Origin of the sequence: Frankia sp. Allo2 (assembly GCF_000733325.1) — a bacterium.
GTDB classification, from domain to species: Bacteria; Actinomycetota; Actinomycetes; order Frankiales; family Frankiaceae; genus Frankia; species Frankia casuarinae.
The window spans coordinates 14,918-26,395 of record NZ_JPHT01000045.1 but is presented as its reverse complement, the minus strand read 5'-3'; the positions used below and the strand labels follow the sequence as shown (position 1 = coordinate 26,395).

Genomic DNA, 11,478 nt, shown 5'->3' with positions numbered 1-11,478 from the left:
GGTCGGGCCAGCCGTGCGCGGCCGGACCGCGGTCCAGTTCGACCCGTAGCCGGTCACGCTGACTGTCCGACAGGCGGCATGACGCACCACTGGGTCCTCGTGAGGCCAGCGCCGCCGTGCCACCGGCCTGCCAGAGCCGTTTCCACTGGTAGGCCGACTTCGTACTCACCCGCAGCCGCCCGGCGACCTCGACCGGATCGACCCCGGCGGCGAACAGGTCCGCCGCCTGCACCCGGACCACTTCCCGACGGGCACGACCCTGCGCGGTAAGCCCGCCACCATCCGCATNCCTCATGCCCGATACAAGCGTCGGACACGGCCGGGTCATACCCGGACAGACCGGATGTGATCAAACAGACCCCGACCATTCAAGATCTGTAGCTGCTGATAATAGAGCTGCGTCGCCTTCTCCTGCACGAGTGCGTAGGCGAACAACGAGACCGCGTGGTCAAGTGGCAGATCGAATTTCTTACGGCCCTCAGCCGCCAGTTCCCGACGCAGTTCCTCCGGTTCGGCGATACCGGCGGCGACCTGGTAACGGAACAGGGCCCGGGCGTGGCTGTCCTCTTCCTGGGCCCACCGTACCGTGAAATGGTAGAGCTCACGGTTATGGATAAAGGTTTCCAGGTCAACGTCGGAGTTGAGCGGGAACGCACGCTCGTAGAGGTCGAAATAGCCGGGGAGATGGTCCTCGATCAGGGTGATGAAGCGGACCGCTGAGCGCTGGCCTTCGGTGAGCCGGTCGGCCTCGGCCTCGTCCCACCGGAAGGCCGATTCGACGTCCCAGCGGCGGGCGGCGGACCCGGCAGAGNGAAANGCGGNGACCGCCGCCGCCAGGTCGGAGGCGGGCAGCAGCGGCGGCAGCACCGGACGGGCAAAAGAGCGGTCGGACCGGGCAGGACGGCGTTGCCCCGCTTCCTGAGCAGAGGTAGCTGACGTAACGGTGTTCGATACGGTCACGATGATNCTCCTGTTGTCAGACCGCCGTCTCGAGCGCCGCGAGCACGATACGGACGACGTCGTTGATGGAGCTCAGGGCGAAGACGTCCTCATCCTCGATCTCGATATCGTACGTGCGCTCTATGCGGGAGATCATGACCAGAACCTTCACCGAGTCCGCGCCTTCGACGGCCCGCAGGTCGAGGTCGGGAGTGAGCGCGTCGGCTGACATCCCGAGCTCGCGAGCGAGGATGGCGGTGACAGTACTGACAATCTCGGCGCGGGAGGGTGTCATCATGACTCCTTCGGTCATTCGCCGTGTCGGTTGAGGCGCGTGAGAGGGACTATTCAGCCCTGACCGCCGACGGCCTGGGCCGCGTTAGCAGCCTGGACAGCGTTAGCAGCCTGGGCGGCCTGGGCCGCGGTGATGGCTTCCGCGACACGGTCGAACTCGTCCGGTCGCAGGTCCAGGCGTTGCCGCGCGATGTTCATCGATGTCGGACGGTAGGTCGCGCTCGCCGCAGCCACCAGACTGCCCGCGGCGTCGAGGATCTCGGCCTCGGCACGCACCAGGCCGCCCGCGCCCGTCGGACCGCCCGTCGGACCGCCCGTCGGACCGCCCGTCGGGTTGGAGACCGGCTCAGCCGTGCCGGCCTGTAGGCGGGCGACGCACTGGTAGTCGGTGTTCACCCGCATCGCGGTGACGTACCGCAGCCGCATCCCGGTGGTGAAGGAGGTGAGGCCTGTTCGCAGAACGATCAGGTTTCCCATGGTTTCGTCGCAGATGACTCCGATGAGACCGCCGTGCACGACCCCCGGGTACGACTCGTGAGTGCGGTCCAGCCTGAAGCGGGTGGCGATCCCGTCGGGACGGAAGGCGAAGCGGAGGCGCAGGCCGTTTGCGTTGTGCGGTGAGCAGCCGAAGCAGCGGTAGCTCTCCAGGACCGCCCAAGGCACCGGCAGGTATTCCTCGTCGGCCGAGGATTGGGAGGGAGCGGTCGGGTGAATGTGCATCGGTTCCTCCGGCAGAGAATTGGTCACGGCGCGCCCTGCCGACGGCGTCGCACGTGATCCGGGGCGCCGCCGTCGTCGCGCGTCGCCCCCGCATCCGATCGGGTCTGGGAACGACGTTCTCAGATTCGATGCCTCAGGCCACTATTTCGGCCATCGCGTGGCGGATGCCGGAGTTTCGGCTCAGGTCCCGGCCGACCGCCGTTCCGAGCATGCGCCGGAGCTTGGCCTGGAGCTTTTCCAGCGCATCCGGCGGAGAGAACTGGAGATAGACATCGATCACGTCGTCGACGGTCTCGTGCCCCTGCATCTCCTCGACGCGCTGATGCTTGTAGACACCGACCGGGTGGTTGAGCCGCGGGCTCGTAACGTAGAAATGAATCCTTTCCAGGACTGACCTCAGCTCGTGCGGGTGGAGTTCCAGACGACGCTTCAAGTAGAAGAGGAACTCGCGGGCGTGCCCTGCTTCGTCGCGGCTTGCGCGGAGAAACAGGTCGGCCAGCACGGGCTCCTCCACCCACTCCGACATCGCCCGGTAGACCGTGTTGACGATGATCTCAGAGATCACGTTCGTGGTCAGGGTCGCACTCGGCGTGATACCGGCTTCGTACGGCTCACGCAGAGCCTCGATCTTGTCCTGGTCGATGTGGACACCCACCGCCTTGAGCCAGGCCCGGAAGGCGTAGTGATGCTGAAGCTCCTGGTAGGCCCAGATGGCCACGAAGGCCGAGCAGTCGTAGTCGTCGTGGAACTCGCTGAGAAAACCGTGCAGCCCGGGGAGAGACGTCGCCTCGCCCATGACAACGCCCTTGACAAGCGAGATGTAGACGGGATGAACGAGGTCACTCCGGACGTTTTCCAGCCCGAGGTCGGAAACCTTCCACTGGAGGCGCTCGTAGTGCTGGAAAACATCGAAGCTATGGGACTTGTCAGCGGTGGCGGTCGGCATGGATGGACTCCTTCTGAGCTTCCCTCGCAGGCCTTTGCCGCTCTACCATGGGTTGCCTGGCCGATCATTACAACCCTGATATCACACGCCAATCGAACCATTCCGATCAGCTATCACGGAAGCGCTTACCGCCTCCGTGCGGGACGGTCCACGCACCGGGCGGACGATCCACGTACCGCCGCCCAGCGTTCACCAGCCCTTCATCGTTCACGAGTCCCTTCATCGGACCTGGTAGAACACGGTTGTCACGTACTGGTCGAAGTCGTTCACTCGGANCGTGAGCCGAAGTTGCCATTCACCGGGCAACGGCGCCCGGATCCCGTCGCTCCGCGCATGGCCCGGCGCGGCCAGGCTCAGCGGAACAGTGAAGGGGCCGAGATCGGCGGCCGGCAACGACAACGCCACACTGGCCTCCACCAGTTTCTGCGGTTTGCCGCTCGGGTCCGTGGCCTGGACGTCCAGGGTCTGGGCGCCCACCCGCGTCGGCGAGACCCTCACCTTCACCGTCATCGGACCCGCGAAGGTGGTGTCGGAGAACGGCGGTGAATAGCTGGTACGTCCCGGTACCATGTTCACCAACCCAGCCGTGATCCCCAGCACGACAGCCCCGAGCACGATTTCCGCCATGACACCCCGGCGCAGCCCGGCAAGCAGAACGGCATGCGACGAGCGGTCCGGCCGGCCGGCCGGCTGATTTCTGTTCGTTCTGTACTGCCGGCGGACCCACCGCCGCGCCAGAGCGCCGAGAGCGATCATTCCAAGGACCAACCACACCTTGTACACCAGCAGTCGACCATAGCTGGTATCAATCAGGGCCCGTGGCGGGCCGACCTCACGCCAGCCCTGGAAGACCCCGCTGACCATCACGGCGACAACGGCCACAACCGCGATCTTCGACCACCGGGGAAGGATCTCCGCCAGCTCGGTGGCCGATGCGCGGCGCACCAGGAAACCGGCAATCATCACCAGACCACCGATCCACACCGACATGGCGATCACATGCACCGTCGTGCTGGTGGTAGCCAGCCAAGCCAGATCGCCGACGCTGGCATGACCGATCATGGCAAGCGTCACGGCCACCACGACACCGAGACCGGCGAGCTCCCCGTTTCCCCGCGGATCCACCGACCCGGTTCGCAACAGCCGCCGCACGAGAGGCACCATCAAAGCCAGAGCGAGCAGACGGATCAGCAGCAGGTGACCGAACCGATCCGCCAGGGTGGTCGACAGAACCGACCACTGCCCGAGTCCCCCGAGGCCGAGCCCGGCAGCGTAGGGGCCCTGCAGCAGCAGCTGCGCGAATGCCGCAAAAACGGATAATCCCCACGCTGCCATCAACAGCCGGCCGGGACCGGCCGCACGAAGACCTGTCGGCCAGAGCACGATCAGAAAGAAACAGACGCCCAGCAACAGGGCCGTCGCGGCGTATCCGAGAAATCTCGCCATGGCGAAGACGACGCCCACCGTCGAGGAGCCCGATGTGCCGGAGGCCGCCGCGGCGGCGGCATCCGGCGGCCCGCCCACACCGAAGGCGAGCGCACCGGAAACAGGATGACTATCCGCCGAGATGACACGCCAGCTCGCCACGTACGTGCCGTTCGGCAGCCCCGGCCGGAGCGCGACCGTCGCCTGCGACGCCTTGGGACCAGATCCGGCACGACCATCATCGACCCGCCTACCCGCGGAATCGAGCACCCGGATCGAATCGCGCGAGACCCGTACTGACTCGCTGTAGTCAAGGGTTACCCGTGTGGGTGCGACGTCAAGTGCCGCGCCGTCCACGGGGTCGCTACCCGTCAAAAGGGCATGCGCCGACGCCGGCGGGACCCCGAGGCCAAAACCGATGGAGGTGGTGGCCATGACCAGGAACGTCACGGCCACCACCAGGATGCGGCGCACGACGGTTAGGCGCGCCGTCGCAAAGAGATCAGCGCGAATCCACCGGCCAACAACCCGAGTGCGCCAAGGACAAGGCCAGCAATCCCCAGGCCACGCGCCGTCCCGTCGGAATCGTCGGAGGCCGATGCGGCTTCGTCCGACCGCGCCGCGGCCGCGCCAGGCCCACCGGACCTCGGGGAGGATGCCGTCAGCGTGAGGACCGGCGCCGGCTTCTCAGGCTCCTGGGCGCCTGGGGCGGCGACATCGACCCACCGCACGACCGAACCATCGGAGTAGGTCTGCAATGCCTTGAACACAATGTGGTCGGTGTTTTCGGGCAGCGGCCCGGCGGAGACGGTGAAGGTGTCGAACTCCCCGGGCTTGATCCCGCCATCCCCCTGCGCCGTCCAGGCAATCCTGGTAACGATCTCCTTGACCTCTCCGTCGTCCGTCATGAGCGGCTTCGACGGGGCCGCTTTGGTGATCTTGTATGTCCACCCCGCCTTGGGCTGGACCGACACGGACGCGATCGGGGTGTCGGTAGGAAGCTGGACGTCCAACCCGGTCGTGGACGCGGTGTCCTTCTCCGTGGGGACCTTGAACGACAAGGTGGCGTAGCTGCCCGCGGCAGCCGTCGGCGGCTGCACCGTGACATGGGCGGACGCCGGTCCAGCTAGGAGGAACATCGCTGCCGCGGCAGTGCCGGCAAGCATGCCGGCACGCCGAACGTTGCGGTACATAAGATCCCTTCGAACGTCCCACGGCGCGTGGGACCACCTGAAGATGCCTTGCCTTGCTCGCGCCGGGGTCGTTCGTCGGGCAGATGAGCCCGCCAGCGGAACTCGTCTACCAGGCTCGCCGTGACATCAACGCTCGCCGTGACGTCAACCCCGGAAAAGGGGAAGCGGGTGGTCCCCGGCGCCGTGCGCCACGGCCAAGGGGGCGAGCGTGCGGTCTCGGCACCCGCTTCCGAAGGTTGATCTTCACGGTGGGTGGGACAGGCGGANCGACGGCGACGGTCACCGGATACAGCAACAGGGCCACGACGGTGCGCGGCCTCAGTCCGGCCGCGCACCACACAGCCCGCTCGGAGTGACGAAGCATCAACCCCACACAGCCCACGGCAATGCCATGGGCCGCCGTCATCGGAACATCCAGGCTCGGACCGCTGGCCAGGTGGGTGTGCGGATGCGCAAGTACGAAGGTGACATGGAGGGCGATCTGCGTCGCCCCCAGACCCGCGAGCAGCGCAGCGACTCCTCGCTCGCGGTCCGCGAGCCCGAACGCCACCCGGGTGAGGAGGAGGACCGCAACCAGCATGATCCCAGCGGCTGGCCGCGGCGCCCCGCCAGAGACGTGCGCGGCCCAGGCCAGACACACCGAGGACGAGGCGAACACGACGGCTCGGCCCAACCGGGCCGTCCCGCTGTCCACCTCGCACTCTGCTGCCACAGCGAGCAAGCTTGCCATGCCCGCCGCGGTCATGGCCACACCCCCCGGAACCGTGCGATTGGGGTTGATGATCTGGCTGGCGGTCCTGGGCGTCTCGTGGGCAGGGTGACCATGAACTTCGCCCCGGGGGTACGCCGCGGGTCGTAATAGGCCTTATGGAGAGCTCGCTCAGTCGCTTCTCGGCGCCAGCCATGGCCGGCCGAGAGCGGAGACGCCGATCGCTTCGATCAATGACGGTCGGGCCGGGGTGGTCGGGCCGGGTTAGTCGACCTGGGCCTGCTGGCCCGGCGGACGGGCAGGGCCTGGGATCGTCGCGGACCGGGCGTTGCCGCTCGCGGTATTACTTCCGGTGTTGCTTCGCTGCATACCAGGAACGAGGAGGTCGGCGGACCGAATTGTATTGGGCTGGACGTCCCTGCGGGTAACGGCCAGGTAGGCGACCAATATAACGATCATGATAGTGGCGCCACCACTGACCGGTCCGTCGCCGAAGCCGACACCGCTGTGCGAGTGAGGCTTACCGAGCCAGTCGGCGAAGGACGCACCGAGCGGCCGCGTGACGATGTAGGCGAGCCAGAAGGCGACGACCTCGTTCAACCCGAACCGCCACCAGGCAACCGCGGGCACCGCGATGATCGCCGTGAACACGATGCCCGAGGCCAGAAAGCCCAGGTGCATGGTGGTCGCGGTCACATCGCCGGCCGCGGTGCCCAGGGCGAAGGTCGCGAGCACCGCCAGCCAGTAGTAAGTCTCCCGGCGGCGGGTCACGATGCTGTGAATCGACAGCGTTCCCTCAGCGCGACGCCAGAGAAAGAAGACGGTTGCGAGGAGCATGGTATAGAAGATCGCCGAGCCGACATGGCCGATGGGCGGGCCGTCGGCGGCCATGGTGCCGAAGACCGCCACCATCATCACGGCGAACCAGTAGACGGGGGCGAAATAGCGCCGGGCGCGGAACTGCAGCCATAGCGCGACCGTGAACCCGACGGTACCGATGACAGCTGCGAGTACCAAGTTGACATGCGCAAGGTAGTCTGCGGTCGCCTCACCCATGCCGGTGGTCAGAATCTTCACCACCCAGAACAGAGCCGTGATTTCCGGCACTTTAGGCGCAAGGGGCTCCCGCGCGCGGGTCCGACTGTGCGATGAAGGCGGCATCGATATGCTTTCTGACTCGATGGGTGCCGGATCGAGGAAGTTTAGAGCAGGCACGGTGGACACGGGGCTCCCGGCTACACGTCGGGGACCTGCGTCGAGCCCACGCTGCCATCCCGCCGATGTGAAGAGGGTGTGAGGCAGTGTCCCGACGTCGAGCGGCCTCACTTAGCACAGAAAAAGCCACTATATCCCGCCAGGAACCCGCCACCGGCACACGGGATCGATCCCACTGCTCCAACCAGACCCGCCCGGCTGGACAGGGGCCGGCCGGCCCGGGTCCATGATCATCTTCATGGTTACCGGCAGACGGAGATGACCCGCTTCTGCGCGTGCCGCTGCGAGTGGTGGAGGGCTTCCTCAACTCCGACGTCGCGGAACCGGCAATGCCGTGGACGCGCATCTTTCCTGCCGGGGCGGCATTCCACGCCCGGGACCTCCCTCGCCTGTTACGATTCCTAATCGAAAGATCGGGAGTGGAGGTAGGAATGCCTGTACAGCGGGACCATGCCGTCATCGTCGGCGGAGGTATTGCGGGACTNACCGCGGCGCGCGTGCTGAGCGAACACTTCGCCGCGGTCACCATTCTCGACCGAGACGCCCTGCCGACAACCGTCGAAGAACGGCGCAACGTCCCGCAGGCGCCTCATCTGCACGGCCTGCTGTTCGGCGGCGCATCGGCGCTCGACGAACTCTACGGCGGCTTCACGGTCGCGATGACCGACCAGGGCGCGCCGCCGTATGACCCGCAACGCGACGTCGCCTACTTCTTTCCCGAAGGCTGGATCCGGCGTGCGCCATCCGACATGCGGTCCGTGTTCGGCACGCGGGCCCTGACCGAGCACACCATCCGGACGCTGACCCGCCGGCTACCGAACGTCCGGTTCCGCCACGCCGAGACCATCGGCCTGCGCAGGGCCGGCGGCGACCGGGTAGACGCGGTCGTGTGCGACGACCTCGACGGTCTGGGCGGACTGATCGAGGCCGAGCTTGTGGTGGACGCCGGCGGCCGCGCATCTCGCTCCCCGCACTGGCTCGCCGACGCCGGGTTCGACGCCCCGCCGGAGTCGACGGTGCAACCGTTCCTCGGTTACGCCACCGTGCACTGCCACTTGCCCGAGGATGCCCTACCGGGAGACCTACGGGCAGTGTGCGCGCCACCGGCACCGCACAACACCAGAGGTGCGTTCCTCCTGCCGGAGGAGAACAACCTCTATGGCCTCATGGCCGTCGGGACCAGCCGTGACTTCCCGCCCGGCGACCCGGCGGGCTTCGACGAGTTTCTCCGGACCGCCGTCACCCCCGTCCTGCACGAGATGTGGCAACGTGCCGAGCCCGTCACCGACATCAGGACGACGAGGATGTCAGTGAATCGGCTCCGCCGCTGGAACGAGCTGGCTCGGCGGCCACAGGGGTTCATCGCGGTCGGCGACGCGGTGGCCGTATACAACCCGGTGTACGGCCAAGGCATGACCGCGGCCGTCCTGCAGGCGGTGGCCTTGCGCGACCGCCTGCGTCAGGCGGACGATCTGGACACGGCCGTCGAGCGTCTCCACGACGACGTCATGGCCGTCACCTCGTTCGCCTGGCAGGCCGCGACCGCATCCGACCTGGTCTTTCCCGTGACGGAAAGCCGTAATATGCCCGCCCCGACACCCGAAGAGCGGGCGGGCGCACAATACCTGGGCATGGTGCGCGCCACCGCCGTCGACGACGCTTACGTCGCGGGCGAATTCTACCGGGCGCTGGGCTTGATCCGGCCCGAGTTCCTCCTCGCTGACGAGGTCCGCACCCGAGTCGAACGGTGGGTGGCGGACCCGCCGGCTCCGACCGACGACCTGTCGCGCCCGCCTGCGTGGGCCGATGCCGATCCACCGACACGGAGTCGGCCGCCGTCGGGCACTGCCGCCGTCGGGCACTGAGGAATGACGGGCGGCGGATCCCGGGTAGGAAAGCACCCCCAGCCACTCGAAGGCGCCTTCGAGTACTCCTCTACCGCGGACATCCCGAGGGTGGGGTGCTTTCCATCGTTGGACGGCGCCCCACCCTCCGGTCTGCCTCGGCGGCTACGCCCCGGCGAACGGCTGCTGCCCGCCGAACCGCTGCCCGGCCTGCTCCGCCCCGGCCTGCTCCGCTTGGCCCGCGGTAAACGGCTGCTGCCCGCCGAACCGCTGCCCGGCCTGCTCCGCCCCGGCCTGCTCCGCCCCGGCCTGCTCCGCCCCGGCCTGCTCGGCCACGGACTGCTCCGCTTGGCCCCCGGCCCCCGGCTGCTCGGCCGCGGCTGGCGCTGGGGCCTGCTCGGCTGTGGCCGCCGCCGCGGCGGTGGGTTGCGCCGCCGGNCCGGTGCCGGCGCCCGCCGCAACACCCACCAGCTCGCGTATCCTGCTTTCTACATACCTGTCGCTGTAGTGCGACCTGTCGGCGATGCGCTGAACAAGGTCGTCAACGCTCGAGGCTGCGTCCAGGTCCGACGAGTTTACCTCGGCGAACTGGTCAAGGATCTGGTATCGGATCTGCTGCCAGTTCTGCCGCAGCACGCGCTCCACCTGCTGCGCTTCCTGCTGATTCATTATCATCACTCTACCCCGGTCGGGCATCCGTCCCACGGCTGAGCCTATGACGCGGGCAGAGACTGTCAACCGCAGAAACCACCATCCGCGGCCAGGGCCACGCGGCAGGACAAGCGACGACGAAAGCGCCGGCTGACGGATATTTCTTATCAACGGGGAAGAAAGGAAATATCCCGGCCGTTGAGGTGGGTCCTGGTTGATTCTTGGTCAGGTCGAAGAGTTGAGGGCATCTCGGACTTTGGCGAGCAGGACCCGTTCGGAGAAGGGCTTTTCGAGCAGGATGACACCGGGATCAAGTTTCCCCTGGGTGGCGAGGACCGGGTGGGCGTAGCCGGACATGTAGAGCACCCGGATTTCGGGGCGGGNGGNGCGGATCCGGCTGGCGAGTTCCTTGCCCTGCAGGCGCGGCATGATGACGTCGGTCAGCAGCAGGNGGATGGGGCCGGGGNGGTCGGCTGCGAGGGGGAGGGCCTCGTCGGCGGAGGTAGCGGTGAGGACCTGGTAGCCGTTGCGGGCAAGCAGGCGGCGGGTGACCTCGAGGATGGCGGGCTGGTCCTCGACGAGCAGGACGGTCTCGCCCGCGTGTGCTGGAGTGCCGGTCGTGGTGTCCGGCTGACCGGCGGCGTCCGTGGTGATGGCGGCGGTGGCGGGGAGCAGGCAGCGAATGGTGGTGCCAACCCCGGGTTCGGAGTAGATGTCGGTGTTTCCGCCGGCCTGGCTGATGATCCCGTAGACGGTGGCGAGGCCGAGGCCGGAGCCTTCCCCCTTGGGTTTCGTGGTGAAGAACGGTTCGAAGACCCGGGCAAGGACCTCCGGGGGCATGCCGGTGCCGCTGTCGGAGACGCGGATCCGGGCATGCGGGCCGGCTTTCACGCCCGGGCGTTCGCCCGCGTAGTCCGGATCGATCGTGATGTTGGCGGTGTCGATGGTCAGCACGCCGCCGTCGGGCATGGCGTCGCGGGCGTTGACGGCAAGGTTGGTCAGGACCTGTTCGATCTGGCCGGGGTCGGCCAGGATGGGCCACAGCTCGGGTTGCAGATGAATGTGCAGCTCGATGTGTTCGCCCAGGGTGCGGTGCAGCAGGTTCTCCAGGTCGGTGACGACCTGGTTGAGGTCGAGTACCCGGGGCTGCACGGTTTCGCGGCGGCCGAAGGTGAGGAGCTGGTGGGTGAGGGCGGTGGCGCGGTCGGCGGCGCGTTGGATCTGTTCGATGTCGCGCAGCACGTCGCTCCACCGTCCGCCCGCGGTCTGTGTGGCGGCAGCCTGGGCGACCTCCTCGGCGACGAACGAGGCATAGTTGATGACGACGCCGAGGAGGTTGTTGAAGTCGTGCGCCACCCCGCCGGCGAGCTGGCCGAGGCTTTCCAACCGCTGGGACTGGTGGAGCTGGGCCTCGAAGTTGCGGCGTTGCGCCTCGACGCGCAACCGTTCCCCCTCGGCCTGGGCTTCGAGGCGGTCGGTGACGTCCCGGACCGCCGCGGAGACGAGTATTCCCTCCTCGGTCTCCAGCGGGCTGAGACTGAT

The 11,478-nt window shown here is 67.4% G+C and carries 11 protein-coding genes and 1 pseudogene; 1 reads left to right on the top strand and 11 read right to left on the bottom strand.

The features are described 5' to 3' along the window. The 9 genes and pseudogenes from ALLO2_RS20335 to ALLO2_RS20295 form a co-directional block, all read right to left on the bottom strand. Nucleotides 1–295: helix-turn-helix domain-containing protein (locus ALLO2_RS20335; protein ID WP_035734211.1), on the bottom strand; the 295-nt coding region annotated here is incomplete at its 3' end. Between the two features lie 68 nt (nucleotides 296–363). After that, nucleotides 364–960, bottom strand: a pseudogene (locus ALLO2_RS20330) (acyl-ACP desaturase); the annotation flags it as partial. Nucleotides 961–976: 16 nt separating this feature from the next. Beyond that, nucleotides 977–1,234: an acyl carrier protein gene (locus ALLO2_RS20325; RefSeq protein ID WP_011438533.1), complete on the bottom strand. Its 258-nt coding sequence runs from the start codon at nucleotides 1,232–1,234 to the stop codon at nucleotides 977–979. A 53-nt stretch (nucleotides 1,235–1,287) separates the two neighbouring features. After that, the gene (locus tag ALLO2_RS20320; protein WP_023841575.1) at nucleotides 1,288–1,953 is read right to left on the bottom strand and encodes a PaaI family thioesterase; all 666 of its coding nucleotides are present in this window, start codon (nucleotides 1,951–1,953) and stop codon (nucleotides 1,288–1,290) included. 133 nt (nucleotides 1,954–2,086) lie between these two features. Next, nucleotides 2,087–2,899, bottom strand: a complete 813-nt coding sequence (locus ALLO2_RS20315) for a ferritin-like domain-containing protein (protein WP_011438535.1) — start codon at nucleotides 2,897–2,899, stop codon at nucleotides 2,087–2,089. A gap of 219 nt (nucleotides 2,900–3,118) precedes the next feature. Then, on the bottom strand, nucleotides 3,119–4,798 hold the full coding sequence (locus ALLO2_RS20310) for a CopD family protein (RefSeq protein ID WP_035734197.1): 1,680 nt from the start codon (nucleotides 4,796–4,798) through the stop codon (nucleotides 3,119–3,121). 5 nt (nucleotides 4,799–4,803) lie between these two features. Then, a complete protein-coding gene (locus ALLO2_RS20305; RefSeq protein WP_023841574.1) occupies nucleotides 4,804–5,517 on the bottom strand; it encodes a YcnI family protein in 714 nt (237 codons plus the stop codon). A 106-nt stretch (nucleotides 5,518–5,623) separates the two neighbouring features. Then, the gene (locus ALLO2_RS20300) at nucleotides 5,624–6,262 is read right to left on the bottom strand and encodes a hypothetical protein (protein WP_035734195.1); all 639 of its coding nucleotides are present in this window, start codon (nucleotides 6,260–6,262) and stop codon (nucleotides 5,624–5,626) included. 228 nt (nucleotides 6,263–6,490) lie between these two features. Continuing rightward, the gene (locus ALLO2_RS20295) at nucleotides 6,491–7,387 is read right to left on the bottom strand and encodes a membrane protein (protein ID WP_035734193.1); all 897 of its coding nucleotides are present in this window, start codon (nucleotides 7,385–7,387) and stop codon (nucleotides 6,491–6,493) included. A 485-nt stretch (nucleotides 7,388–7,872) separates the two neighbouring features. Between ALLO2_RS20295 and ALLO2_RS20290 the strand changes: the two genes are divergently transcribed. Then, nucleotides 7,873–9,306, top strand: coding sequence for an NAD(P)/FAD-dependent oxidoreductase (locus tag ALLO2_RS20290; protein WP_023841573.1), 1,434 nt, complete (start codon nucleotides 7,873–7,875; stop codon nucleotides 9,304–9,306). Between the two features lie 144 nt (nucleotides 9,307–9,450). On the opposite strand, the gene ALLO2_RS28410 is transcribed toward ALLO2_RS20290, so the two are convergent. Together ALLO2_RS28410 and ALLO2_RS20280 are read right to left on the bottom strand one after the other, a co-directional pair. After that, entirely contained in the window at nucleotides 9,451–9,954 is a 504-nt protein-coding gene (locus ALLO2_RS28410; RefSeq protein ID WP_175455969.1) for a hypothetical protein, read from the bottom strand. Nucleotides 9,955–10,161: 207 nt separating this feature from the next. Beyond that, on the bottom strand, nucleotides 10,162–11,478 hold a 1,317-nt coding region (locus ALLO2_RS20280; protein ID WP_035734190.1), incomplete at its 5' end, for an ATP-binding protein.